Raw genomic sequence first — 23,908 nt, 5'->3', positions numbered from 1 at the left:
CTACCCCACGTCTCAGGCTCGGGTCAGGTACTCGCCGGTGCGGGTGTCGACCTTCAGCGTGTCGCCCGTCTCGACGAACAGCGGGACCTGCACGACGAGACCGGTCTCGAGCGTCGCCGGCTTGCGCGCGCCCGACACGCGGTCGCCCTGGATCCCCGGCTCGGTCTCCGTCACCGTCAGCTCGACCGCGGCCGGGAGGTCCACGCCGACGACCTGCCCCTGGTACATCGGCAGGATGACGGTGTCGCCCTCCTTCATGAAGCTGACCGCGCTGCCGAGCTCGGACGCGGGCACGTTCATCTGCTCGTAGCTCTCGCCGTCCATGAACACGAGGTCGGCGCCATCGCGGTAGAGGTACTGCATCTCGCGCTTGTCGATGACGGCGAGCGGGACCTTCTCGTCGGCGCGGAACGTGCGCTCGAGGACGGCACCGGTGCGGTAGTTCTTCAGCTTCGTGCGCACGAACGCGCCGCCCTTGCCCGGCTTCACGTGCTGGAACTCGACGACCGTCATCAGGCCCTCGGGCAGGTTGAGGGCCATCCCGTTGCGCAGGTCGTTGGTGGAAACACTCATGCTTCCGCTCCTGGCGCCTTCGGCGCCGGGCCGCTGGGCCACGCTTCCGCTCGCCTGGCGGCTCGCTCACTCATGACGAGACGACGAGTTCCTTCGGGAATTCGGTGAGGGGCTCGGCACCGGACGCCGTGACGACGACGGTGTCCTCGATGCGGACGCCACCGACGCCGGGGAGGTAGACGCCGGGCTCCACGGTCACGACGTGACCTTCGGCCAACGTACCACGGGCCGTCGCGGCCACCCGCGGGTCCTCGTGGATCTCGAGGCCGACGCCGTGACCGGTGCCGTGCGCGAACGCGTCGCCCCATCCGGCGTCGTCGATGACGGCGCGGCTCGCGCGGTCGACGGCCGCGCACTCGACTCCCGCGCGCACGGCGTCGCGTCCCGCGCGCTGGCTCGCGAGCACGGTGTCCCAGACGCGCCGCGCCTCGGGACCGGGGTCGCCGACGCTGACGGTGCGCGTCATGTCGGAGCAGTAGCCGTCGACGACGCAACCGAAGTCGATGACGACGAGCTCGCCCCGCTGCACCCGCCGGTCCGTCGGGCGCGCGTGCGGCTTCGCGCCGTTCGGGCCCGACGCGACGATCGGGTCGAAGCTGTTGCCGCTCGCGCCACGCTCGCGCATCGCGAGCTCGAGCCGGAGCGCGAACTCGCGCTCGCTCGGCTCCTGCGCGAGCAACGCGCTGACCTCGCGCAACGCGTCGTCGGCGATCGCGCACGCGGCACGGATCCGCGCGACCTCGGCCGGCTCCTTCACGCAGCGCAGCGCCTCGACCATGCCCTCCGTGGGGACCAGCTCGGCGTGCCCGAACCACTCCGACGCGAACGCGCGCTGCTGCGCCCACGTCACGCCGTGCGCCTCGAGCCCGAGCCGGCTGCCGTCGCGCACCGCGTCGCGCAGGATGTCACGCTGCTTCAGCCCGCTCGCACCGATCGCGACGTCGGCACGCGCGCCGGCCGCGGCGAGCTGCTCCTCGGCCTGGGTGGCGTAGCGGCCGTCCGTGACGAGCAGCGACCAGTCGCGCGCGACGAGGACCATGCCGGCCGAGCCGGTGAACCCGGTGAGGTAACGGACGTTCGGCAGCCGCGTGACGAGCAGCGCGTCCAGACCGTCGTCGTCGAAGCGGGCCCGCAGCCGGTCGGTCCGAGCGGCGACGTCCATGGCGGGGAGATCGGTCACGCGCGCTCCCCCAGCTTCGCCAGCGCGCCGTCGACCGCGAGGCGGTACCCGGCGCGGCCGAACCCCGCGACGACGCCCGTCACGAAGGGCGAGAGGACCGACTCCGCGCGCCACGCCTCGCGCGCCGCCGGGTTCGAGACGTGCAGCTCGACCTTCACGCCCTCGAACGTCGCGAGCGCGTCCGCGAGCGCGTACGAATAGTGCGTGAGCGCGCCGGCGTTGACGACGATCGCGTCGCATCGGCCGCGCGCCGCGTGCACCGCGTCGACGAGGTCGCCCTCGTGGTTCGACTGCACGTGCTCGACCTCGTACCCACGCGCCGCGGCCGCCTCACGGGCGTCGCGCACCATGTCGTCGAGCGTGTCGGTCCCGTACACGGACGGCTCGCGCTCGCCGAACAGGTTCAGGTTCGGGCCCGAGAGCAACAAGATCGTCGGCATCGGTGCTCAGCCTCGCACGCCGACGGCGCGGAGCGCGTGCTCCAGCGCGGCGGCCGGCGGGTCGTCGACCGTCTCGAGCACGCGACCGCGGTCGGCGGGCACGACGAACGTCAACCCACCCTTCGCCTTCTTGTCGCGGCGCATCACCGCGAGCAGCGCGGCGGGCGTGAGCGCGTCACCGTCGGGGACGTCGACGGGGAGGCCGAGCGCCGCGGGAAGGTCGCGGAAGCGAGCCGCGGTGTCACGATCGACGCGCTCGGTCGCGTACGCGAGCTCGCCGATGAACGCGAGGCCGACCGCGACGGCCTCACCGTGGCGGAGGTCGTAGCCGCCGGCGGTCTCGAGCGCGTGCGCGAGCGTGTGTCCGAGGTTCAGCGTCGCGCGTACACCGGTCCGCTCCTGCGGGTCGGCGTCGACGACCGCCTGCTTGATCGCGATGCACCGGCGCACGAGGTCGCCGAGGACGTCGGGATCACGCGCGAGGACGTCGTCGCGCCGCGCGTCGAGGATGTCCGCGACCTCGGCACCCTGGGGCATGAGCGCGTACTTCGCCACCTCTCCCAATCCCGAGCGGAACTCCCGCTCGGGCAACGTCGAGAGCGTCGCGGTGTCGGCGACGACGGCGACCGGCAGGTGGAACGCGCCGACGAGGTTCTTCCCCTCGGGGAGGTTCACACCCGTCTTGCCGCCGACCGCGGAGTCCACCTGCGCGAGCAACGTCGTCGGCACCTGCACGACGTCGACACCACGGTGGTACACCGCGGCGGCGAACCCCGCCGTGTCGCCGACCACGCCGCCACCGAGCGCGACGACCGCGTCCGCGCGCAGCAGACCCGACGACGCGAAGTGGCGGCACAGCGTCTCGACCGTCGTGAGCGACTTCTCGTCCTCGCCGTCGCCGATCGTGACCGTCTCGCACGCGACGCCCACGCCGCCCAGGGCCTCGGCGACGGTGTCCCCATACAACGCCGCGACCGCCGGCTGCGTCACGACGACGACACGACGCCGCCCGCGCAGCACGCGCGCGACGTCGCGCAGGACGCCGTTGCCGACGACGGTCTCGGAGGCGGTCACGGGACCGTCGCGCGGTACACGCGCAGCACCACGTCGGCGACCTCGGCGGGGTTGCGGCCCACGGTGTCGACGACCGCGTCGGCCGCGTCCGCGTACGCGGACTCGCGCAGCAGCGCGAGCCGTTCGAGCGTGGCCGTCACCTGCGGCGGCCGTGGCCGCGCACCCGCCGGGCCCGCGAGCAGCGGGCGGCCGTCGCCGCGACCGACGCGCTCGGTCAGGACCGCGGGCGGCGCCTGCAGCCACACGACGAGCCCGGCGCGCTCGAGCCGGCGACGGTTCTTCGCGTCGACCACGGCACCGCCGCCGCACGCGATCACCGCGGGGACGGGCGACGCGCACGCGTCCTCGAGCACGCGGCTCTCGAGCGCGCGGAAGTGCGCCTCGCCGCGCGTCGCGAACAACGTCGGGACGGGCATGCGCGCGATCGTCTCGACGAGCTCGTCCGTGTCGACGAAGGGCCGGTCGAGCGCGGTCGCGCAGCGACGCCCGACGGTCGACTTCCCGACACCCATCAACCCGATCAGCACGAGGTGCGGGCCACGCGAGATGCTCACGGCTCGCTCGGTCAGGACTCGCGCAGCGACGCCAGGTACCCGCGGTGGTTGCGGAGCAGCTCGTCGAGCGAGTCGCCACCGAACTTCCGCATCGCCTCGTTCGCGAGCACGAGCGCGACCATCGTCTCGGCGACGACACCCGCCGCGGGCACCGCGGTCACGTCGGTGCGCTCCTTGAAGGACACCGTCTCGGCCTTCGTCTCGGTGTCGACCGTGCGCAGCACCGGACGGTTCAACGTCGCGAGCGGCTTCATCGCGACCCGGGCGACGAGCAGCTCCCCGGTGGTCATCCCGCCCTCCGTGCCACCCGCGCGGTCCGACGCGCGCCGGTACTCGCGCGCGTCCGCGTCCCACAGGATCTCGTCGTGCGCCTGGCTGCCGGGCAGACCGGACACCGCGAACCCGTCGCCGATCTCGACGCCCTTCATCGCCTGGATGCTCATGAGCGCCTGCGCGAGGAGCCCGTCGATCTTGCGGTCCCAGTGGACGTGCGACCCGAGACCGGGCGGCACGCCGTAGCCGAGCACCTCCACCACGCCACCGAGCGAGTCACCGACCTTCGCGGCCGCCTTCACCGCGGCCACCATCTCGTCCTCGGCCTCCGGGTCGAAGCACCGCACGGACGAGTCGTCGACGCGCTCGAGGTCGTCCGGCGTCGGGCGGGGCTCGCCCGGTGCGCGCACCGCGCCGAGCTGGATCACGTGGCTGAGGACCGACGTGCCGAGCTGCGCGAGCAAGGCCTTCGCGAGCGCACCGGCCGCGACGCGCGCCGCGGTCTCGCGCGCGCTCGCGCGCTCGAGCACGTCGCGCGCGTCGTCGAACCCGTACTTCTGCATGCCGACGAGATCCGCATGGCCCGGCCGGGGCTGGCGCAACGGCTTCGCGGTGACGCCGGGCGCGGCCGACATCTCCTCCTGCCACTTCGGCCACTCGGTGTTGTGGATGACCATCGACACCGGCGACCCGAGGGTGCGGCCGTGGCGGACGCCGCCGTTGATCTCGACGTCGTCGCGCTCGAAGCGCATGCGCGGACCGCGCCCGTAGCCCAGACGCCGACGGGCGAGCTCGGACGCGACGTCCTCGACGAGGATCGGCAGGCCCGCGGGCAGGCCCTCGACGATGACCGTCAGCGCGGGGCCGTGCGACTCGCCGGCGGTCAGGAAGCGCAGCACAGTGTGCGAAGTGTAAGGCGGGCTCGGTGAGGGCCCGGGGCTACTTCAGGACCTGTTGGCCCTGGCAGAGCTGGAACGGCGAGTCGCCGAACAGGAACTGCCCGCACGTACCGCTCAGCGAGACGAGCTTGTAGCTCGTGTCGAACGTCTGTCCCGGCGTCACGGTGTACACGGTGGACGCGACCTGCACGCGCGCGCTCGGCGGGCTGCCGGGCACGACCTCGACGAGCTGCACGACCGTTCCCGCCGACGGGTTCTGGCTCGCGGTCGTCGTCTCCGTCGTGGCACCGGTACCCGTGCCGGTGCCGCTCGCGGTACCCGACGTCGCGGGCGCGGTCGTCGGCGTGGTCCCCGTCGTGCCGCTCGTGTCGGGCGTCGTCGTCACACCCGTCGACACGCCGACCGCGGGCTGGAACGGGTTGCGCTCGGTGAACGTCTCGAAGCTGTCGGGCATCGAGTTGACGGGCGTCGTCGTAGTCGTCGTGGTCGTGCTCGGCGACGTCTGCGCGCGCCGGCCGGACGCGAGCGCGCGCTCGCTCACCGACCGGCTCGACGGGACGGTCGTCGTCGGCGGCGACGACGACGAGCCGCCCCCGCGAGACAGGGAGAACGCGAGCAGGCCGAGGATCACGACGAGGCCGACCCCGCCGATCATCATGACCCGCTTCGTGTCGGACGAGACGTTGCGTGTCGCCGCCATGTCAGCCGACCTGCGTGCTCTGCGTCGTCGTGGACGACGCCGTGGTCGTGGTCGTCCCGGACGTCGTGGGCGTCGTCGGCGTCGTGCCCGTGCCACCCGTCCCGCCGGTGCCACCCGGCCCGCCGGTGCCGCCCGCCGCACCACCCGGTGCCGCCGGCACCGCACGCGTGAACATCCGGCCCGTGATCGACATCGAGAGCGTCGGGTCGGACGTCACGCCCCCCGATGCGCCGCTCTGGCCGCCGCCACTCGACGAGATGTTCACCGTGTCGACGAGGAAGAGTCGCTGCATGTCCTCGAGCCGGTTCAGGTAGTCGAACACCTGGAAGAACCCACCCTGCAGCTGCATCGTGACGTTGATCGTCGTCGGCGCGCCGGCGGTGCCCGCGGTCGGCGGCGACGGCGAGACCTGCAACCAGTTGACACCCGCCTGGGTCGCGATGTCGTTCGCCTGCAGGATGAAGCTCGCGAGATCGGGCGTCGCCGGGACCGCGGCCGAGAGCTGCTGGAGCTGGGCCTGCTCCTTCGTGCGGTTCGCCTCGAGACCGCGCAGGTTGCTCAGCTGCGCGCGCAACGTCTGCTGGCTCTGCTGCGCGGCGTCGGTGTCCTGATGGACCTTCGAGAGGTCGTGGCTCTTCGGCGAGTAGAAGCCGAAGTACCACACGAGCACGATCAGCACGGCGAGCGCCGCGGCGGCGATCGGGACGATCCGCTTCGTCATCGCCGGGCTCATCCGTCCCCCTGCTCCAGCTGCTGGAGACGGTTCGAGCGCGCGTTCGCGTTGAACGTCGCGGTCGACGAGAACGTCACGAGGTTCTGGCCCGTCGAGCCTGCGCCCGCGCCCGCGCCGGACTGACCCTGTCCGCCGCGGCTCGCGGACGACACCCACACGTTCGACAGCGCGGGGATGTCCGAGATGCGCTGGATCCACGACGCGACCGACGTGAAGTCCAGGCCGGTCGCGCTGAACGTGAGCGTGCCCGTCGGCCCGCCCGCGGGCACGGCTCCCGGCGCGGTCGTCGACGTCGTCGCACCCGACGAGCCCGACGTCGTCGTCGTGGCGGCGCTGCCCGAGATGCCGGCCGCGGTGTTCGCGGCCGACGACGGCGCGGCCGTCGCGGTCTTGCTCTGCGTGCCCTGGAAGCTCGTCAGCCAGACGTCGTCCGGGATGACGCGCGCGATGCCCTGCAGCAGCGTTCCCCACGACACGTCGTTCTGCAGGAGCTGCGTCACCTGTGCCTTCATCGCCTCGACCTGGCGCTGGTCCGCCTGCACACCACCGAGACGGGTGATCTCCGCCTGCAGCTGCGTGTTCGACCGCTGCACCGTCTTGAGGTCGTCCTTCGCGTTCGACACGTCGTGCGACTTCTTCACGGTGAGGAAGCCGAGCAGGACGATCAGCGCGACGAGACAGGCGGCGAGCGCGCCGACGAGACGGCGGTCCACCTCGACGCGACGCACGACCGTCGTGAGGTTGATCCGGCGTGTCGCGCCGATGCCGCCGAACGCGAGCCCGATGGGCACCACGAGGTACGGGTCGAGCGCGGGCAGCTCCTCGGGCGGGAACCCGATGTCCGCGACCACGACGTGGTCACGCGGGCGCGCCTCCTCCACGGGGACGCCGAGCACGCTCGACAACCGGTCGACGATGCCGGACAGTCGTGAGGACCCACCGGTGATCAGCGCGCGGCGCAGCGGCGCGGCGCCCGGTTGCGTGCGGTAGTAGTCGATCGAGCTGCGGACCTCCTCGAGGAGGTCGCTGAGCGGCCGCTCGATCGCGGCGCGGGCACGGGCGCCGAGGTCGTCAGGCGCGAGGTCGCCCTGGCGCTTCACGGACTCCGCGGTCTCGGCGGGAAGGTCGAGGTCGCGCGCGACCGCGTCAGTGAGGACGCGGCCACCCGCGCCGAGGATGCGGACGAAGCGCGGCAGCCCGGCCTCGTGGACGACGACCACGGTCGTGCCGCCACCCATCGACACGATCGCCTCCGCGCCGGGCGCGGTGTCGTCGGTCGGCACGATCGTCAGCGCGCGGACGAGCGCGAGCGGCACGACGTCGATCGCGGCCGCGCGCAGCCCGGCGGCCCGGACGGCGTCGACGAGTCGCGTGACCGTCTCGCGGTGCGCGGCGGCGAGCAGGACGCGACTCGTTCCCGTCCCCTCCTCGCCCTCGAGCGGCGGCATGGTGTCGAGGACCTGGAAGTCGAAGACGGCCTCGTCGATCGGGATCGGGATGAGCTCCTGGGCCTGGAAGCGCAACGCGCCCGCGAGGTCCTCCTCGGGCATCGCGGGCAGCTCGACCGGGCGGACGATCACGCGCGGGCTCGCGATCCCGACGCGGACCTCACCCTTGCGTAGCCCGAGCTCGCGCCAGAGGCGCTCGATCGCGGCGGTGACCGCGCCGGGGTCGACGATCTCGCCCTCGCGCATCGCCTCGGGCGGGAGCGCGACCTGACCGAAGGCGCGCAGGACCGGCGACGGGCCGACCTCGATCTCGGCGACCCGTACCGCGTTCGTGCCGACGTCGAGCCCGATCACCCGCCGGGCCACGAGCCCCCTCGCACGTCTCGCATGTCGTCGGCTGCCGGCGGTGCGGGCCGGACGGGCGGCGCGCCGCCGACGATCCGGCTGTCGAGGTACGCCAGCAGGTCCCCACCCTTGATCCGGAAGTGCTTCCCGACCCGGATCGCGGGGAGCTCGCCGGCCTTGATGAGCCGGTACACGGTCATCGTCGACACCCGCATCTCCGCGGCCACCTCACGCACGGTGAGCAGGCCACGCTCAGGCATCGCAAATGTCACGCTACCTACCCCTCTTTGACTCCGAGCACAGTACTGTTCACTAGCAACACCAGTCAACAGCGCCATCAGCCCGGAAGGTTCGGCGCGGGTCCCCCGGCGAAGACCTGCAGGAAGCGTCGTCATTTCCGCCCCCTCGACTTGAGTCGTTCGCGCGAAGCGTGGCGCGCGCACGAGGGGGTGCGGCACGCGGCAGGAATGAACGATGCGGCACTGACCTACGCAATGCGTACGTCAGTGCCGCATCTCTACCGGTGGAGGTACCAGTCGAGGATGAGGTGACCCCACAGCGCCGCGGTGAGCGTGCCCGCGGCGAGGAAGGGGCCGAAGGGGACGTGGTCCCGGCGGGACCGCAGCCGCGTCACGATGAGCCCGACGCCGACGACCGCGCCGTAGACGAACCCGAGGAAGAGGCCGAGCGCGACATAGCCCCACCCGAGCCAGCCGAGCGCGAGCCCGAGCACGAACGAGAGGCGGACGTCGCCGAACCCCATCCCGCGCGGCGAGACGAGGTGGATGGTGAAGAAGGCGACGAACGCGACCGCGCCGGCCGCGAGCGCCCGCAGCCAGCGGGCCGGGTCGCCGTCACCGACCGCGCCGACGGCGAGGAGCACCGCGCACGCGATCCCGAGCGGGTACACGACCCGGTTCGGGAGCAGGTAGTGCTCGAGGTCGATGACCGACAGCGCGAGCAGCCCGGCGCCGAGGACGAGGAAGGCGGGGAGCGCCCACGACCCGGCGAAGCGCCACCCCAGCCCCGCCCACAGCGCGCCGCACGCGAGCTCGACGAGCGGGTAGCGGACGGGGATGGGCGCGTGGCAGTCGCGGCAGCGCCCACGCAGGACGACCCACGACAGCACGGGCACGTTGTCGTACGGGCGGACCGGAGCGTCGCACTCGGGGCAGTGCGACGCCGGCCTCACGACCGACTCCTTGCGTGGCACCCGCCAGATCACGACGTTGAGGAACGAGCCGACGAGCAGCCCGAAGATCCCTGCGATGACGGCGGTCGCCACGTTCACGGTCTACGCGTCGGCGCGCGTGCGGGCGAGGTTGAGCCCGGCGACCGTGTTCGCGCGCGTCAGCGCGTGCGACGCGTCGCCGGCGCGCTGTTCGAGCGGCGCATCTTCACGAGCAGCCCGATGAGGCCGGCGACGACGACGAGTCCGATGATCTGCAGTGCACCCATGGAGTGTTCTTCCTCCGGAGAGAGCGGGACGACAGGTGGGGTATCGGCGTGCGCAGCGCAAAGGTTGAACGCGGTGCGCGCGAATCCTGCGACGATTTCCCCGCACACGCCGAAGGGCCCGGAGGCGAACCTCCGGGCCCTCTCGTTCGGCGTTGGTCGGGTTCGGGTTACGACCAGGCGCTCGCCCAGGTCGCGTTGCTCGCCGCCTGGAGCGTGCACGCACCGTTCGTGTCACCGAACGACGCGTACGCCGTGCCGACGGTGCGACCCTGAGGCGCCGCGGCGCCCTGGATGTCGCTGATCGCCCAGCACTTGTTGTCGTTCGAACGGGCGACGAGGAGGATCTCGTCGTACGTCGAACCGTTCGCGCCCGTCGAGATCGCCTCGACGGCAACCGTCTTCGGGTCCGTCGACTGCGTCAGGTCGTAGTTCAACGACGGCTCGACCTGCGACATCCCCGCCGTGCTCGTGTTCGGGTTCGTCGCCGTGCCCGTGGCGTTGGCGTACGTCTGCGCGTCGGTGAAGACCGTCTTCGCAGCCGTCAGCGCGTTCCGCACGTCGGACTGTGCCTGCTTGTCCTGGGCCCGGCTCTTCGCACCGAGGAAGGTGGGGATGGCGATGGCGATGAGGATGGCAATGATCAGCACCACGACCATGAGCTCGATGAGCGTGAACCCCTCCTCCCCGTCACGACGGGCCCTGAGGTTCTTCAGGGTGTTCTGCAGCACTCGCGTGCCCCCTTGTGATGGGTCGGGATGTTCCGGGTGCGAGTCCGTGGTCTCGCCCGTCGGGCTCCCCCCGTCACCGGGGTTCACGTCCTCGGGGTAGTCCGGCCGGCCGTCCGTCACGCCGTCGTCGGCGAGGCGGGATGGGCCCCGTGACTTTGCGTCCCCGCCTCCCGGCGGGTTTGCCTTTTTCCTGAGACTCGCTGAGCTGGTTATCGGTGCCCGCTACCAGGGGCTTGAGCGGAATCTCACCCTGTGTGGTCGGCGTCCCGATCGAGTTCCAGCGCCAGCGAGTTCATGCAGTACCGCAGCCCGGTCGGGCGCGGGCCGTCGTCGAACACGTGCCCGAGGTGGGATCCGCACCTGCGGCAGCGCACCTCCGTGCGGACCATGCCGTGGCTGCGGTCCTCCACGAGCTCGAGCGCGTCGGCGACCGCGGGCTGCGTGAAGCTCGGCCAGCCCGTGCCCGAGTCGAACTTGTCGTCCGAGCGGAACAGGACTGCACCGCACGCGGCGCACCGGTAGCTACCGTCGTCCTTGGTGTGCACGTACTCGCCGCTGAACGGCGGTTCGGTCCCCGCCTGGCGCAGCACGTGGTAGCGCTCGGCGCCGAGCTCCTGCTTCCACTCGTCGTCGGTCTTCGTGATCTCGTGTGCCATGACGACCTCCTCGGCCCAAGTCTGACGCGCGCCCTGCCGCGCGAGGGCCCGCAGTCGTGATCACCGGCGCGGACGAACCGACCGAACGCTCGCGACGGCGCACGTTGTTCCGGTTCGTGATCGGGCTCGTGCTCGCCGGGCTCGCGCTGTTCGTCGCGATCCAGCTCGCGGGCGGGCTCTCGGACGCGAGCGACGCGCTCGCCGACGTCGACGGCCGGTGGCTGCTGGCCGGGATCGGGGCCGAGGCCGCGAGCTACGTGCTGCTGTCGTGGCAGCTCCACCGGCTCGCCGGTCGCGACGCGGACCTCGCACCCAACGCCGCGCTGCGACTGGGGCTCGTCGTGTTCGGGCTCGGGTTGATCACGCCGGCGTCGCCGGCCGAGGGGATGGTGCTGGCGAGCGCGGAGCTGACCCGCCGTGGTCTCACCCGGCGGCGCGCCGCGCTCACCCTCATCTTCTCGGAGTGGTACGCGAACGGGACGCTGTGGCTCATCACGGGGTGCGCGATCCTCGTGGCCTCCACGGTCGGCGACGTTCCCGGCGACGAGCGCGGCACGCTGCTGGGCGTCGCGGCCTTCATGCTGTTCGTGCTCGCGCTCGTCATCGCGCTCGCCCGGCGCGAGACGGTCGTGCAATGGGTCAGCGTCCGGCTCGGGGTGCTCGCGCCACACGATCGTCGAGTCCCGGTCGAGGAGCGTCGCGCGCGCGGGTCGCGCTGGTACACGGACGCGCGCACGATCACACCGACGCGCACCGACGTGGTGGTCGTCGTCGCGATCGCGCTGGCCGCGTGGGCGTGCGACGGGCTGTGCCTGTTCTTCTGCCTCGTCGCCGCGGGCGCCGTCGTGCGGCCGGACGTGCTGCTGCTGGCGTACACGGTCGCGGTGCTCGCGACCGGCGTCCCGCTGCTGCCCGCGGGGCTCGGCGTCGTCGAGACCGCGCTGCCTGCGGTGCTGTCGTCCTACGACGTCCACCACGCGACGGCGCTCGCCGGCGCGCTCGCGTATCGCGGGCTGGGCACGTTCCTCCCCGCGCTCGCGGGCGCGCTGGTGCTGCCGACACTGCGCGTCATCCGTCGCCGGAGGAAGCGAGCCAACGTCGCGCGTCGCGCGGACGCGTGAGGCAGACGAGGTCGAGATGCGAGCGATGGCGGGCGATCGCGTCCAGGACACGCGGCCTGCTGCGCGTCGGATAGAACCAGATCCACCGGATGAACTCGCCGTCGAACCGCTCGGGGCAGCCCGCGGCCTGCACCGCCCGACCGTGGTTGCGCGCGACACGCCACAGCGCGCGTGAAAGGCACAACGCGCGCGGGAAGTCGAGGAACACGACGGTGTCGGCGCGTTCGAGCCGCACGTCGAGCGTCGCGGAGTAGTTCCCGTCGACGATCCACCTCGGTTCGGTAACCACACGCGCCTGCACGGCACGCCACTCGTCGACGGGCGTCGGCTCCCAACCGGGCCGCCAGTACAGATCGTCGAGGTGCACCACGGGCAGACCAGTCAGCGCGCCGAGGCGCCGGCTGAACGTCGACTTGCCCGCGCCACCCGAGCCGACCACGACGACGCGCTGCATCGGCGAGCGCCCGCGCGCTACTGCACGCCGGCCGACGCGTACGGGTGCAGACCGCCCCACGCGTCGAGCACCACCCCGCCGAAGCTGCTGCTCCCCGCCGGGAACGCGACGACGCCGCGCGCGATGTCCCACCCGCGCCAGTAGGCGCCGCCCGTCGCGGGCGGCACCGCGTAGTCACGCAGCACTCCCCCGGTCACCTGCAGCTCCAGCGCGCCGACCGGATGCAGCACACCCCACGCGTCGAGCACGTAGCCGCCGAGCTCGCTCCCGAGCTCGTGAGCGATCGTCACGCCGCGCGCGATGTCCCATCCCCGCCACGACGGTCCGTTCGTCAACCGCGGCGGGGGCGGGTTCGCACCGATCGCGAACGGGTGCAGTGCACCCCATCCGTCGACGACGTACCCGCCGGTGCCGTCGGGCAGGATCGTGACGCCGCGCGCGATGTCCCATCCCTTCCAGTACGCCGCGCCGCTGATCGCGGGCGGGCTCGATCCGGCGATCGCGAACGGGTGGAGGCCACCCCAGCCGTCCAGCGTGAAGCCGCCGTGACCGTCCGGCATCGTCGCGATCCCGCGGACGATGTCCCAGCTCGACCAGCGCGCCATCCCCGTCGCTGCCGGCGGCGCCGGGTCACCGCCCTGCGCGAACGTCGTCACCGCGCCGCTCCCGTCCACCACGTAGCCGCCCGACGAGTCGAACGCCGACGCGACGCCGCGGTACGCGCTCGCGCCCGGTTCGTAGCGCATCTGGCTGACGGGCTGCACCGAGACCGTCACGAGCGCGCCGTCGCCGGCCGAGCCGTTGCCGGTCCCGCCCGCCCCGTACGCGATGCCCGATCTCGGCGACGCGCTCGCGCCGCCGCCACCGCCCGCACCGACCGACGTCCCCGAGTCGCCCGAGCCGCCGCCACCACCACCCGCCGCACCCGCGCCGCCGCCACCGCCGCCGACGGGCGCGAGTCCCGTGGAGCCGCCGTCGCCCCCGGCCGCGCCCGACCCTCCCGCGCCGCCCGGCACACCGCCGGCACCGGGCACCGACCCGGCGCCCGCCGCGCCGCCGCTCACCGGCGCGCCCGCCGTCGTCGACTCGCCCGCGTGGTCGCCGTCGCCGCCCGTGCCCGCGCCCGTGGCCCCCGCGCCCGCGCCGCCACCGCCGGACGCGACGAGCAGCGGCGTCGTCGCGCGCCGCACCGCGGAGGCGCCGCCACCACCCGCGCCGCCGTCGCCGTTCGCCACACCTGCGCCGCCCGCGCCCCCGGTCGCGTACCCGAAGCCGCCCGTGCCGCCACGCGGCGCGCCGGCGGACGGCGCCACGCCCGCGCACCCGACGTCGAGCGCGAGCGTCTCGCCGGGTGTCACCGCGAACGAGGCCGTCACGAAGCTGCCCTTGCCGCCGGCCGCGCCGGCGGTCGCGGCACCGTCACCGCCGAACATCTCGACCGCGAGCGCGTGCACGCCGCTCGGGACGACCTCGCTCTGCGACGCGCCCGTGCACGGATACTCGGTCGCGACGAACGGGCTCGTCGTCGAGGCCGCGTGCACCGACGACGGGACGCGCGATCGCAGTGACATGCGCCGGCCGACTGCGGTCGGCGTCGACACCGCGACGCGCGTCGCCGCGGCGCGCGTCGGTGCACGCGGCGAGGGCACCGGCGTGGCGCCGCCGGGTGCGGCCGCCGCCGCGAACGAGAGTGTGAGCGCCGCTGCGAGCACCGCCGCAACGCGCGCGGCGCGCGTCACGACCGCGGCGTCCAGGGCTTCTCGGCGTACTCGGCGCGCAGCTTCGTCTTCACGATCTTGCCGATCGAGGCGCGTGGCATGTCGGTGCGGACCTCGAGCTGCTCCGGGATCTTCTGCGTCATCAAGCCGGCCTCGCGGCAGAACGCGACCATCTCGTCGAACGTCAGCACGTCGGCGTCCGCGGCCACCTGCACGACGGCGCAGACGCGTTCGCCGCGTTCTCGGTCCGGCAAGCCGATGACCGCGACCTCCTCCACCTTCGGATGCGTGTAGAGGACGTCCTCGATCTCCTTCGCGCTCACGTTCTCGCCCTTGCGGATGATCACGTCCTTCAGCCTGCCGGTCAGGACGACGTGACCGTCCGCGCGCAGCTTCCCGAGATCCCCGGTCCGGAAGAACCCTTCGTCGTCGAACGCCTCGCCGTTCAGCGACGCGTCGGTGTAGCCGCGCATCACCATCGGGCCGCGGACGCGGATCTCGCCCTCCTCGTCGGGACCGCCGATCGTGCCGTCGAGCTTCACGACGCGGATCTCGGCTCCGAGGATCGGGGCGCCGTCGGTGTTCGCGAGCTGCTCGTCGGTGTCGTGCGGCGAGCCGTTCGCGATCATCGGCACCTCGGTCATGCCGTAGCCGTGCACGACGCCCCGCCCACCGATCTCGCGCTGTACCTCGTAGTGGATCTCGGGCGGCTTCGGCGCGCCACCGCCCGTCAGCATGCGCAGCGACGGCAGGATCGACTCGCCCGGGTGCTTGCGCTGCTCGGTGAGGAACGCGACGTAGAACGCGGTGCTGCCACCCGCCATCGTGACGCCGTGCTCCCGGTAGAACGGCAGGACGTCCATCGAGAAGGCCTCGACGACGACCGATCCCATCCCGACGGTGAGCATCATCACGAGGTAGTCCGGTCCCGCGATGTGCGCGTACGGGAACGCGATGCTGCCGACGTCGTCGCGTGACATGTCGAGCGCGTGTGCGAGCCCGCGGCCCGCAGCCATCAGCGTCTGGTCGGTGTGGCGGACGCCCTTCGGATCCGCGGTGCTCCCGGACGTGTAGTAGATCCAGCGCACGGGCGCGTCCTCGCCCGCCGCGACGTCGGGCGCGGGCGGCAACGAGGACGGGTCGCCTTCGGGGAGCCCGTCGTCCACCACGAGCACGCGCGGCGGCTGCTCCATGCCGTCCGTCACCCGGCGCGCGAGATCCGGGTAGTCGAACCCGCGCCACACGCCGGGGACGGCGAACAGCGCGGAGCCCGTCTGGCGCAGCGCGAACCCGACCTCGCGGTCGCGGTACAGATGGATGATCGGGCTCTGCACCGCGCCGAGGCGCGACAGGGCCATCGACAGGACGATCGTGTCGATCCGGCTCGGGAGCTGCCACGACACCGGCGTCCCCTCACCGATCCCGAGGTCGCGCAGCCCGGCGGCAACACGCAGCGCGCGGTCGCGGAACCCGGCGAACGTCACGCTGCGCTCCTGCTCGTCGACGAGCATGACGCGCTCACCGTCGCGATTCGCGCGCTGCTCGAGCAGTTCCCACAACGTTCGCGCGTCGGTGATCCAGTCGCGCTGCGCCATCCCCGTCCTTTCGCGTCGCGTGTGCGTGAGGCGCGGAAACCTTACGCGGCGCGCGGAGTCAGTCGGCGCCGGCGCCGACGTGCTGCAACGCGGGGAGTGGCGGTGAGCCGTTCGACACGACCCAGCCCGGCCTTCCGTCCGCCGTCCTCAACCCGAGCTGCGGGAACATCCAGGTCGCGAGGATCCGCGCGCCTTCATGGCGGTAGTGGACCGAGTCCGGACGCAGACGGATGCCGTTCTGCAATTGACGGCACGTGCCGTTCGCCCGGCAGATGTACGCCGCGAGGTCGATGACGGAGACGCGCGGATCGTTCGCCGCGACCTTGCGCTCGAGGTCGTTGACGCAGGCCGCCTCCTTGTAGAAGGTGTCCGGCTGCCCGAAGATCTGGTTGGGTGCCGTCGTCGCGATGACGAGGTGCGCACCGCGCTTGGTGAGCACGTCGATCGCGTCGTGCGTCGCGCTCTCGAACCAGCGCGCGTACCCGGCCGTGCACGGCTCGAGCCACTGACCGTTCACGAGGTACTGGCCCGCGGTGTCACCCAACGTCAGGAACACGACCTGGGGACGGAACTGCTCGATGTCGTTCGCCCAGTACGCGCTGCAGTTCACCGTGGGATGCCGCGGGCTGTTCGCGTCGGTGCGCGTGTACGGGCTGGGGGGATAGACGCAACCCGGGAACGCGCCGTTGTGCACGACCATGCGCGGCTCCGTCTGGATCGCGCCGAAGCCCTCGCGGGCGAGGAAGAACGCGACGGAGTTGCCGACCACCTCGACGCGCATCGCTGCCGGGTACGCGCGTGCCGCCGCGATGGCGCTCGGGAGCGAGCCCTGCGTCGCGGCTGCCGTCGCGGTCGCGCTGTCGACGGGTGCGACGTAGCCGGCGGTGGACGCGACGACGGCGATGACGAGTGCCGTCGCCGCGACGGGCGTGATGACGCGCCACTGCGGGGCGCGCAGTGCGCCGTGACGGATGGGCCGCTCCAGCAGGAAGAACGACGCGATCGAGATCGCGAGCGTGACGGCGACCTGCACGACGAACAACGTCCAGCCGTCGAGACCGGTGCGCTGCGCGTCGACCCACACGAACACGGGCCAGTGCCACAGGTACACGCCGTAGCTGATGAGCCCGAGCAGCACGAGCGGCCGGAGCTGGAACACACGCGCGATCGGGCCCGGTTGCGGATGCGTCGCGGCCGCGATCACGGCCGCGCCCGCGAGCGAGCACGCGAACAGACCGCCCTCGTACAGACGCGGGTTCGCGCCGCCGAGCGCGGCCCACGCGTACGCGAGGACCGCGACCCCGCCGAGCCCGACGATCTCCACGAGCCACCGGCCCGCGCGGGTCCGCGCCGGTCCTCGCAGCGCCAGCAACGCGGCGAGGCCCGCGCCCAGGAGGATCGCCGCGGCGCGCGTGTCGGTGCCGTAGTAGACGCGGTTCGTCCCGACCGCCTCGTACAGGACGAACCCGAGCAACCCGGACGCGACCGCGAGCACGGCCGAGAGCGCCACGATGCGCTTCGCCGTCGCGCGCACCTCGCGCCGCCCGCTCCCGCGACGCGCGCCCCACCACAGGACCGCGGTGAACAGGAGCGGCCACACGACGTAGAACTGCTCCTCGATCGCGAGGCTCCACGTGTGCTCGAGTGGCGATGGCGCGCTGAACAGCGCCCAGTAGTCGAAGTGCGACAGCACGTCACGCCAGTTCGCGACGTAGCCGATGGTCGCGAGGGCGTCACCACGGATTCGTGACAGCTCCGCGGGCGCGGCGACGAACGTCGCGTAGATGACGACGAAGACGAGCATCGCACCGAGCGCGGGGAGCAGCCGACGGGCGCGGCGCGACCAGAAGCCACGCAGCGCGATCTCGCCCGTCTGCTCCGATTCCGCGAGGAGCAACGACGTGATGAGGAAGCCGGACAGGACGAAGAAGAGGTCGACGCCGAGGTACCCACCGGTCAGGTGCCCGCCGTGGAACAGCAGCACACCCGCGACCGCGACGCCGCGCACGCCGTCGAGCGCGGCGACATACGGGATCCGCACCCGGCGTGAGGCCATCGGCGAACGTTGTATCGGATCGCCCACCGACGGTCGAGACCGGGGCACCCACCCGCGGTCACCGCGTCGGCGCCTGCGCACTAGCGTCCCGAGAACCCCGATGAGCAGCCAGCCGGCCTCCCGCGCGGTGAAGCAGCGGGCCTTGGAGACGACCGCGGCCGTCTCCGTCCTCCTCTTCGTCGCGCTCTACCTGTTCGCGGTCCGCACCGCTTGGGGCCAGCGGCTCGACGCGACCGCGGTCCGGGGTCGTCATGCGCTGCGGATCGAGACCGTGCACGCCGCCCACCGGCTCCTGACGACGATCGACGTCGCGTCCGTCGCGCTGCTCGGCGGCGCAATCGTGCTCGTCGCGTTGCTACGGGGACGGCCCCGTCTCGCCGTCGGCGCCGGGATCGTGATGGCGGGGGCGACGCTCACGTCGGAGATCCTCAAGCACTTCGTGCTGCCCCGGCCCGATCTCGGCGTCGTCGACGCGCTCGGTCGGACGCCGTCGTTCCCGAGCGGCCACACGACCGTGGCGATGTCGCTCGCGGTCGGCGCCGTGCTCGTCGCGCCCAGCCGCTGGCGCAGCCTCGTCGGGATGCTGGGCGCGCTCTACGCGGGAGCGATCGGCGTCGCGGTCGTCGCGACCGCGAGCCACCGGGCGAGCGACCCGATCGGCGCGGTCCTCGTCGTGACGGCGTGGGCGTCCACCGTCCTCACCGTCTTCATCGGTCGCGGGCTCGACGAGCGGCGCGAGACGCGCGGGCCGAGCGCCACACCGTGGTTCGCGTCCGCGGGCCTCGCGCTGCTCGTGATCGCGTTCGTCGGGCTCGCGGTAACGGTCGTCGCCATCCGTCGCAACGACGTCGACACCGTCGATCTCGGCGGCGCGTTCGCGGCGGCCGCGGCCGCGATCACCGGCGCGGTGCTCGTCGCGATGGCGACGCTGCTCGCGGTGTTGCGCGGCGTCGCGCTCGACCCGCCGCGTGTTCCGGAGCGCGACGAGCTCGAACGCGTCTGACGGAACGGTTCCGGTACCATCGAGGCATGGTTCGGCGGCGGATCCTCCTCCCGATCGTCGCGCTCGCGCTCGGCGCGCTCGCGACGCAGATCGCGGTGCGCGTCGCGGCCGAGGACCACCGCGCAGCCGCGCACACGGGTCACACGTCGCCGGACCACCACGTCGCGGTCCCGGTCCCTGCGGTGCGCGCGCTGCGCAGCGCCGGTGTCAGCACGCCGTGGGAGCCCGCCGTCGCAGTCGCGTCGGTGGCCGTCGCGGCCGCGTTCACGCTCGCACACCGGCGCCTCCACGTCGTGCCGTCGCGCCGGGTCCTCTGGGACGCGGGCGACGACTGGCGATCGCTCCTCCTCGGCGCGCCTCCCGCGGCCTGACCGCTCCGTTCAGGCCCGTTCCGCGCGCTCGTCGCGCGCGCGACACCAGGAGGTTCCCCATGCACGCGTCCCCCGCGGCGCCCCGGCGCGCCGACGTTCCCGGCGTTGCCGATGCCTCGCACGGCGAGGTCACCCCGGCGACGCTCGACACGTTCCGCGAGCTGCTGGTGGAGCAGCGCCACGCGCTGCTCCAGCAGTCGTCGCAGCGCGTCGAAGCGCTCGACGATCTCGCGACGGTCACCGACGCCGACGAGCAGCTCGAGCGCGAGCTCCTCGAGGACCTGGACGCCCGCGGCCGCGAGGCGCTCCAGGAGATCGACGACGCGCTCGCGCGCATCGACGACGGGTCGTACGGCCGCTGCGCGCGTTGCGGCGGGACGATCCTCGCGGCCCGCCTCGAGGTCATTCCCCACGCGCGCAACTGCGTGCCGTGCGAGCGGTCGCGCGCGTCGGGTCGCTGACGTCCCGCTCACCGGTTGCCGCCCGGCGGTCCCCCGGGATCGCCGGGCGCTTCCTCAGCCCGTCGTCGCGCAGGACGCGCAGAGGCCGACGACGTCGAGCCGGTGCGCGTCGATCGAGAACCGCTGACGGCGCGCGACCCGCGCGAGCGCACGGGTGAGCTCCGCCTCGACGGCCGCCGGCAGGCGGACGTCGGTCATCGCGCCGCACGCGGTGCACGCGAGGTGGTGATGGTGGCCGAGCAGGTCCTCCGCCAGCTCGAAGCGCGTGAACTCGGTGTGACCGGCGAGCCGGTGCACGAGCCCGGCCTCCTCGAGCACCGTGAGGTTCCGGTAGACCGAGCTGACCGGGAGTGCACTGCGCTCGACGATCTCCCCGACCGTCAACGGCTGCCCGGCCGCGGCGAGGACCTCGACCAGCCTCCGTCGCGCGTCCGTGTAGCGGCCGTCCAGCGCGCGCAGCCGCGCGCCTGCGGCTTCGTGGACGTCGGGCGACACCTCGCGATCATAGCGTGCACGTCACCGGTGAAATGAGGTTGGTTCTCGTTCGCTTGACCGAATGAGACTCAGTCTCGTACGTTCGCCATGGTGAGAACGAGCCTCATTCCCCTCGCGACCGCCCTGCTCGCGACGTGCGCCGTCGCGCTGGGCGGTTGCCGTGTCGGCGGCTCGCCGTCGGCCGGGGCGGGCGGGCGGCTCGCGGTCGTCGCGGCCGAGAACACCTGGGGAAGCCTCGTCGCACAGATCGCCGGGACGAAGGCCGACGTGGCCAGCATCATCACGAACCCCGCCGTCGATCCCCACGACTACGAGCCCACCCCCGCGGACGCGCGCCGCTTCGCGACCGCGGACTACGTCGTGGTGAACGGCATCGGGTACGACGCGTGGGCCCGCAAGCTGCTCGCGGCGAACCCCGAGCGCGGGCGCGTCGTCCTCGACGTCGGCGATCTCGTCGGCGTGCACGCGGGCGGCAATCCCCACCAGTGGTACTCCCCCGCGTCGGTCCACGCGTTCGTCGCGCGTGTCGCGCGGGACCTGGGCCGCCTCGACCCGGCTCACGCCGCCTACTACGAGCAACAGCGCGACACCCTCGAGCACACGCGGCTGCGCGCGTACGACGACACGATCGCCTCCATTCGCGATCGGTTCCGTGGCGTCGCGATCGGAGCCTCGGAGAGCATCGTCGTGCCGATCGTCCCTGCGCTCGGAGTCCGCCTCGCCACGCCGGTGCCCTTCCTCGACGCGATCTCCGAGGGCAACGACCCCAGCGCGTCTGACAAACGGACGGCCGACCGCCAGATCACCGGCAGGCAGATCGCGGTCTTCGTGTTCAACCCGCAGAACTCCACTCCAGACGTGCAGCGCCTCGTCGACGCTGCACGCACCGAACGCATCCCGGTCGTCCGGATGACCGAGACCCTGACACCTCGCGGAGCGACGTTCGAGGCATGGCAGACGCGCCAACTCGTTGCACTGCGCGACGCGCTCGCGACGGCGGTGCACCGATGACGGCCGACGCCGCGGTGACGATCCGGGGGGCGGCCGTGCGCGTCGGCCACCGAACGATCTGGAGCGGCGTCGACCTCGAGATCGCGCGCGGCGACCTCGTCGCGGTGCTCGGGCCGAACGGCGTCGGCAAGTCCACCCTGCTGAAGGTCCTGCTCGGCGTCGTGCCCGTCGCGGCCGGAACCGTCCGCGTGCTCGGCCGACCACCCGGTGACGCGCGCGAAGAGATCGGGTACCTGCCCCAGCGCCGCAGCTTCGACCCCGGCCTGCGGATCCGTGGCGTCGACGTCGTGCGTCTCGGCGTCGACGGCGACCGGTGGGGCATCCCGCTTCCCCGTACGCGACGCGACCGGGCCGTCCGGCGGCGTGTCGCCGAGCTCGTCGACCTCGTCGGCGCGGGCGACTACGCCGACCGGCCGATCGGCGACTGCTCCGGTGGCGAGCAGCAGCGCCTCCTCATCGCGCAGGCGCTCGCGCGCGATCCCGCGCTGCTGTTGCTCGACGAACCCCTCGACAGCCTCGATCTCGCGAACCAGGCCGGCGTCGCGGCGCTCGTCGAGCGGATCTGCCGCGAGCAGGGCGTGACCGTCGTGATCGTCGCGCACGACGTCAACCCGATCGTCGGCGCGCTCGACCACGTCGTGTACCTCGCGGGTGGTGGCGCGCGGTGTGGACGGCCCGAGGACGTCATCACGAGCGACACGCTCACGCGGCTCTACGGGTCCCCGATCGAGGTGCTGCACGCGAGCGACGGCCGGCTCGTCGTCGTCGGCGAGCCCGAGGTCGCGACGTACCATCCCGACCTCCACCGCGTCGCGGGACACCCGCATCCGTGAGCGCGCTGCTCGGCGCGGACGTCGCGCACCTGTCGTGGAACCTCGTCGACGACGTGCGCCAGCTCCTCCAGCACCAGTTCATGGTGAACGCGTTGCGAGCGGGAGCGGTCGTGGCCGTCCTCGCCGGCGCGATCGGCTGGTTCATGGTGCTCCGCCGCGAGGCGTTCGCCGGTCACACGCTCGCGCTCGTCGGCTTCCCGGGCGCGGCCGGCGCGGTCTGGCTCGGCGTGAGCGCGAACCTCGGCTACTACGCGTTCTGCGTGACCGCGGCGCTCGTGATCGCGGCCGCGTCCACCGGGCGAGGACGCGCGCGGGGCGAGGAGTCGGCCGCGATCGGCACCGTGCAGGCGTTCGCGCTCGCGTGCGGGTTCCTGTTCGCGACGCTCTACGCGGGGCTCCTCACCGAGACGAACGCCCTGCTGTTCGGGAGCTTCCTCGGCATCACGAGCGCACAGGTGGTGACGCTCGCGGTCGTCGCGGCCGTCGCGCTCGCCGCACTGACGGCACTCGCGCGGCCGTTGCTGTTCGCGTCCGTCGATGCCGACGTCGCGCAGGCGCGCGGCCTCCCCGTACGCCTCGTGTCCGCGCTCTTCCTCGTGGTCCTCGGCGTCGCGGTGGCCGAGGCGAGCCAGATCACCGGGTCGCTCCTCGTCTTCGCGCTGCTCGTCGCGCCACCTGCCGCGGCGCAGCGCCTGACGTCGCGCCCCGGGCGCGGGATCGTCCTGTCGGTCGTCCTCGCGGTCGCGGTGACGTGGCTCGGGCTCGGAATCGGGTACTTCTCGTCGTACCCCATCGGGTTCTGGATCACGACGTTCGCGTTCGGTGTGTACGTGCTCGCGCACGCCGCATCGCGACTCGGGGTGCGGACGTGCTGACCGCGCCGTTCATGCAGCACGCGTTCCTCGCCGGGACGCTCATCGCGGCCGCGTGCGGCGCCGTCGGGTACTTCGTCGTGTTGCGCAGCCAGGTGTTCAGCGGCGACGCGCTGAGCCACGTGGCGTTCACGGGCGCGCTCGCCGCGCTCGCGTTCGGCGTCGACCCGCGCGTCGGCCTGTTCGTCGCGACCGTGGCGGTCGGCGCGGGGATGGGCGTGCTGGGCCAGCGTGGCCGGCCCGACGACGTCGTCATCGGCAACGTCTTCACCTGGGTCCTCGGCCTCGGCGTGCTGTTCATGACGATCTACGCAGAGTCGTCACGCAGCGCGGGCGGCACCAAGAGCGTGAGCGTCCTGTTCGGGTCGATCTTCGGGCTCAGCGCCAACGACGCCTACGTCGCCGCCGCCGTCGGGCTCGCCGTCTGCCTCGCCGTGCTGGTGCTCGCGCGGCCCTTGCTGTTCGCGAGCGCGGACGCGGCCGTCGCCGACGCGCGCGGCGTGCCGGTCCGCGCGCTCGGGATCGCGTTCCTCGCGCTCGTCGGTGTGTGCGCGGCCGAGGCCACCCAGGCCGTCGGCGCCCTCCTGCTCGTCGGGTTGCTCGCCGCGCCGGCCGGCGCAGCGCGGCGGCTGACGGTCAAACCCTGGCGCGGGCTGGCATTCTCGAGCGGGCTCGCCGTGCTCGTCGTCTGGGTCGGGTTGGTCGTCAGCTACCTGGACGGCAGCCTCCCGCCCAGCTTCTCGATCATGGCCGCAGCCGCGGTGTGCTACCTCGCCGCCGTGACCGCGGATCACGCGCGACAGCGGCGCCGACCGGTCCGGGCGGACGTACGCGGGCGGTCGGTCACGCTTCAGTGA

General features: G+C 72.8%; 26 protein-coding genes and 1 riboswitch. Of the genes, 8 read left to right on the top strand and 18 right to left on the bottom strand.

The genetic code is table 11. The annotated features are described in order from the left end of the window. Positions 1 to 12: 12 nt before the first annotated feature. The 13 genes from efp to msrB all read right to left on the bottom strand — a co-directional run bounded on the left by efp (position 13) and on the right by msrB (position 11,061). Positions 13 to 573 (bottom strand): elongation factor P, encoded by a 561-nt coding sequence (gene efp, locus VFC33_08930; GenBank protein HZR13361.1) that lies wholly within the window; start codon positions 571 to 573, stop codon positions 13 to 15. Positions 574 to 643: 70 nt separating this feature from the next. Next, positions 644 to 1,735: a Xaa-Pro peptidase family protein gene (locus tag VFC33_08925; protein HZR13360.1), complete on the bottom strand. Its 1,092-nt coding sequence runs from the start codon at positions 1,733 to 1,735 to the stop codon at positions 644 to 646. Between the two features lie 14 nt (positions 1,736 to 1,749). Next, on the bottom strand, positions 1,750 to 2,193 hold the full coding sequence (locus tag VFC33_08920; protein ID HZR13359.1) for a type II 3-dehydroquinate dehydratase: 444 nt from the start codon (positions 2,191 to 2,193) through the stop codon (positions 1,750 to 1,752). 6 nt (positions 2,194 to 2,199) lie between these two features. After that, on the bottom strand, positions 2,200 to 3,267 hold the full coding sequence (gene aroB, locus VFC33_08915; protein HZR13358.1) for a 3-dehydroquinate synthase: 1,068 nt from the start codon (positions 3,265 to 3,267) through the stop codon (positions 2,200 to 2,202). Further along, a complete protein-coding gene (locus VFC33_08910) occupies positions 3,264 to 3,821 on the bottom strand; it encodes a shikimate kinase (GenBank protein ID HZR13357.1) in 558 nt (185 codons plus the stop codon). The genes aroB and VFC33_08910 overlap by 4 nt, the downstream gene beginning before the upstream one ends. An 11-nt stretch (positions 3,822 to 3,832) precedes the next feature. Continuing rightward, entirely contained in the window at positions 3,833 to 4,990 is a 1,158-nt protein-coding gene (gene aroC / locus VFC33_08905; GenBank protein HZR13356.1) for a chorismate synthase, read from the bottom strand. Positions 4,991 to 5,033: 43 nt separating this feature from the next. Beyond that, positions 5,034 to 5,693 (bottom strand): hypothetical protein, encoded by a 660-nt coding sequence (locus VFC33_08900; protein ID HZR13355.1) that lies wholly within the window; start codon positions 5,691 to 5,693, stop codon positions 5,034 to 5,036. A gap of 1 nt (position 5,694) precedes the next feature. Further along, positions 5,695 to 6,414 carry a type 4a pilus biogenesis protein PilO gene (gene pilO, locus VFC33_08895; GenBank protein HZR13354.1) on the bottom strand — a complete coding sequence of 240 codons (720 nt, stop codon included), beginning with the start codon at positions 6,412 to 6,414 and terminating at the stop codon, positions 5,695 to 5,697. 8 nt (positions 6,415 to 6,422) lie between these two features. Beyond that, the gene (gene pilM / locus VFC33_08890; GenBank protein HZR13353.1) at positions 6,423 to 8,240 is read right to left on the bottom strand and encodes a type IV pilus assembly protein PilM; all 1,818 of its coding nucleotides are present in this window, start codon (positions 8,238 to 8,240) and stop codon (positions 6,423 to 6,425) included. Further along, positions 8,225 to 8,479 carry a helix-turn-helix domain-containing protein gene (locus VFC33_08885; protein ID HZR13352.1) on the bottom strand — a complete coding sequence of 85 codons (255 nt, stop codon included), beginning with the start codon at positions 8,477 to 8,479 and terminating at the stop codon, positions 8,225 to 8,227. Before VFC33_08885 ends, pilM begins: the two co-directional genes overlap by 16 nt. 257 nt (positions 8,480 to 8,736) lie before the next feature. Continuing rightward, positions 8,737 to 9,504: a prepilin peptidase gene (locus VFC33_08880; protein ID HZR13351.1), complete on the bottom strand. Its 768-nt coding sequence runs from the start codon at positions 9,502 to 9,504 to the stop codon at positions 8,737 to 8,739. A 340-nt stretch (positions 9,505 to 9,844) separates the two neighbouring features. Further along, on the bottom strand, positions 9,845 to 10,405 hold the full coding sequence (locus VFC33_08875) for a prepilin-type N-terminal cleavage/methylation domain-containing protein (GenBank protein HZR13350.1): 561 nt from the start codon (positions 10,403 to 10,405) through the stop codon (positions 9,845 to 9,847). A 92-nt stretch (positions 10,406 to 10,497) separates the two neighbouring features. After that, positions 10,498 to 10,599: riboswitch (cyclic di-GMP riboswitch) on the bottom strand. A 51-nt stretch (positions 10,600 to 10,650) separates the two neighbouring features. Further along, the gene (msrB, locus tag VFC33_08870) at positions 10,651 to 11,061 is read right to left on the bottom strand and encodes a peptide-methionine (R)-S-oxide reductase MsrB (GenBank protein HZR13349.1); all 411 of its coding nucleotides are present in this window, start codon (positions 11,059 to 11,061) and stop codon (positions 10,651 to 10,653) included. A gap of 56 nt (positions 11,062 to 11,117) precedes the next feature. On the opposite strand from msrB, the gene VFC33_08865 reads away from it, so the two are divergent. Next, the gene (locus tag VFC33_08865) at positions 11,118 to 12,182 is read left to right on the top strand and encodes a lysylphosphatidylglycerol synthase transmembrane domain-containing protein (protein HZR13348.1); all 1,065 of its coding nucleotides are present in this window, start codon (positions 11,118 to 11,120) and stop codon (positions 12,180 to 12,182) included. On the opposite strand, the gene VFC33_08860 is transcribed toward VFC33_08865, so the two are convergent. Genes VFC33_08860 through VFC33_08845 form a run of 4 tightly spaced genes read right to left on the bottom strand, consistent with a single transcriptional unit; the run spans position 12,130 to position 18,005 of the window. Then, on the bottom strand, positions 12,130 to 12,636 hold the full coding sequence (locus VFC33_08860) for a DNA topology modulation protein FlaR (GenBank protein ID HZR13347.1): 507 nt from the start codon (positions 12,634 to 12,636) through the stop codon (positions 12,130 to 12,132). The two genes, VFC33_08865 and VFC33_08860, sit on opposite strands and share 53 nt — an antisense overlap. Positions 12,637 to 12,653: 17 nt before the next feature. Then, entirely contained in the window at positions 12,654 to 14,375 is a 1,722-nt protein-coding gene (locus VFC33_08855) for a hypothetical protein (protein HZR13346.1), read from the bottom strand. Then, positions 14,372 to 15,949: an AMP-binding protein gene (locus VFC33_08850; protein HZR13345.1), complete on the bottom strand. Its 1,578-nt coding sequence runs from the start codon at positions 15,947 to 15,949 to the stop codon at positions 14,372 to 14,374. The genes VFC33_08855 and VFC33_08850 overlap by 4 nt, the downstream gene beginning before the upstream one ends. A 58-nt stretch (positions 15,950 to 16,007) precedes the next feature. Next, the gene (locus VFC33_08845) at positions 16,008 to 18,005 is read right to left on the bottom strand and encodes an acyltransferase family protein (GenBank protein ID HZR13344.1); all 1,998 of its coding nucleotides are present in this window, start codon (positions 18,003 to 18,005) and stop codon (positions 16,008 to 16,010) included. A gap of 100 nt (positions 18,006 to 18,105) precedes the next feature. Here VFC33_08845 and VFC33_08840 point away from each other — a divergent pair, with 100 nt between their 5' ends. Genes VFC33_08840 through VFC33_08830 form a run of 3 tightly spaced genes read left to right on the top strand, consistent with a single transcriptional unit; the run spans position 18,106 to position 19,840 of the window. After that, positions 18,106 to 19,008 carry a phosphatase PAP2 family protein gene (locus VFC33_08840; GenBank protein HZR13343.1) on the top strand — a complete coding sequence of 301 codons (903 nt, stop codon included), beginning with the start codon at positions 18,106 to 18,108 and terminating at the stop codon, positions 19,006 to 19,008. Positions 19,009 to 19,034: 26 nt separating this feature from the next. Further along, a complete protein-coding gene (locus VFC33_08835; protein ID HZR13342.1) occupies positions 19,035 to 19,379 on the top strand; it encodes a hypothetical protein in 345 nt (114 codons plus the stop codon). A 59-nt stretch (positions 19,380 to 19,438) separates the two neighbouring features. Further along, on the top strand, positions 19,439 to 19,840 hold the full coding sequence (locus VFC33_08830; GenBank protein ID HZR13341.1) for a TraR/DksA C4-type zinc finger protein: 402 nt from the start codon (positions 19,439 to 19,441) through the stop codon (positions 19,838 to 19,840). Positions 19,841 to 19,894: 54 nt separating this feature from the next. Here VFC33_08830 and VFC33_08825 read toward each other — a convergent pair whose 3' ends face one another. Beyond that, positions 19,895 to 20,335, bottom strand: coding sequence for a Fur family transcriptional regulator (locus VFC33_08825; GenBank protein ID HZR13340.1), 441 nt, complete (start codon positions 20,333 to 20,335; stop codon positions 19,895 to 19,897). Between the two features lie 90 nt (positions 20,336 to 20,425). On the opposite strand from VFC33_08825, the gene VFC33_08820 reads away from it, so the two are divergent. From VFC33_08820 to VFC33_08805, 4 genes are read left to right on the top strand one after another with little or no spacing between them, the layout of a single operon-like run. Further along, a complete protein-coding gene (locus tag VFC33_08820; GenBank protein HZR13339.1) occupies positions 20,426 to 21,346 on the top strand; it encodes a zinc ABC transporter substrate-binding protein in 921 nt (306 codons plus the stop codon). Further along, positions 21,343 to 22,179, top strand: coding sequence for an ATP-binding cassette domain-containing protein (locus VFC33_08815; GenBank protein HZR13338.1), 837 nt, complete (start codon positions 21,343 to 21,345; stop codon positions 22,177 to 22,179). Before VFC33_08820 ends, VFC33_08815 begins: the two co-directional genes overlap by 4 nt. Next, positions 22,176 to 23,054 (top strand): iron chelate uptake ABC transporter family permease subunit, encoded by an 879-nt coding sequence (locus VFC33_08810; protein HZR13337.1) that lies wholly within the window; start codon positions 22,176 to 22,178, stop codon positions 23,052 to 23,054. Before VFC33_08815 ends, VFC33_08810 begins: the two co-directional genes overlap by 4 nt. Beyond that, positions 23,048 to 23,908: a metal ABC transporter permease gene (locus tag VFC33_08805; protein HZR13336.1), complete on the top strand. Its 861-nt coding sequence runs from the start codon at positions 23,048 to 23,050 to the stop codon at positions 23,906 to 23,908. Before VFC33_08810 ends, VFC33_08805 begins: the two co-directional genes overlap by 7 nt.

It is taken from the genome of Acidimicrobiia bacterium, from assembly GCA_035651955.1.
GTDB lineage: Bacteria > Actinomycetota > Acidimicrobiia > IMCC26256 > JAMXLJ01 > JAMXLJ01.
Note: the sequence above shows the minus strand (reverse complement) of the source record. Positions and strands in the feature narration are given on the sequence as shown.

Excerpts from the sequence above, each read along its gene's own strand:
- efp (HZR13361.1), bottom strand. The coding sequence starts at position 573 with ATGAGTGTTTCCACCAACGACCTGCGCAACGGGATGGCCCTCAACCTG.
- VFC33_08925 (HZR13360.1), bottom strand. The coding sequence starts at position 1,735 with ATGGACGTCGCCGCTCGGACCGACCGGCTGCGGGCCCGCTTCGACGAC.
- VFC33_08920 (HZR13359.1), bottom strand. The coding sequence starts at position 2,193 with ATGCCGACGATCTTGTTGCTCTCGGGCCCGAACCTGAACCTGTTCGGC.
- VFC33_08900 (HZR13355.1), bottom strand. The coding sequence starts at position 5,693 with ATGGCGGCGACACGCAACGTCTCGTCCGACACGAAGCGGGTCATGATG.
- pilO (HZR13354.1), bottom strand. The coding sequence starts at position 6,414 with ATGACGAAGCGGATCGTCCCGATCGCCGCCGCGGCGCTCGCCGTGCTG.
- VFC33_08885 (HZR13352.1), bottom strand. The coding sequence starts at position 8,479 with ATGCCTGAGCGTGGCCTGCTCACCGTGCGTGAGGTGGCCGCGGAGATG.
- msrB (HZR13349.1), bottom strand. The coding sequence starts at position 11,061 with ATGGCACACGAGATCACGAAGACCGACGACGAGTGGAAGCAGGAGCTC.
- VFC33_08860 (HZR13347.1), bottom strand. The coding sequence starts at position 12,636 with ATGCAGCGCGTCGTCGTGGTCGGCTCGGGTGGCGCGGGCAAGTCGACG.
- VFC33_08850 (HZR13345.1), bottom strand. The coding sequence starts at position 15,949 with ATGGCGCAGCGCGACTGGATCACCGACGCGCGAACGTTGTGGGAACTG.
- VFC33_08845 (HZR13344.1), bottom strand. The coding sequence starts at position 18,005 with ATGGCCTCACGCCGGGTGCGGATCCCGTATGTCGCCGCGCTCGACGGC.
- VFC33_08840 (HZR13343.1), top strand. The coding sequence starts at position 18,106 with ATGAGCAGCCAGCCGGCCTCCCGCGCGGTGAAGCAGCGGGCCTTGGAG.
- VFC33_08835 (HZR13342.1), top strand. The coding sequence starts at position 19,035 with ATGGTTCGGCGGCGGATCCTCCTCCCGATCGTCGCGCTCGCGCTCGGC.
- VFC33_08830 (HZR13341.1), top strand. The coding sequence starts at position 19,439 with ATGCACGCGTCCCCCGCGGCGCCCCGGCGCGCCGACGTTCCCGGCGTT.
- VFC33_08815 (HZR13338.1), top strand. The coding sequence starts at position 21,343 with ATGACGGCCGACGCCGCGGTGACGATCCGGGGGGCGGCCGTGCGCGTC.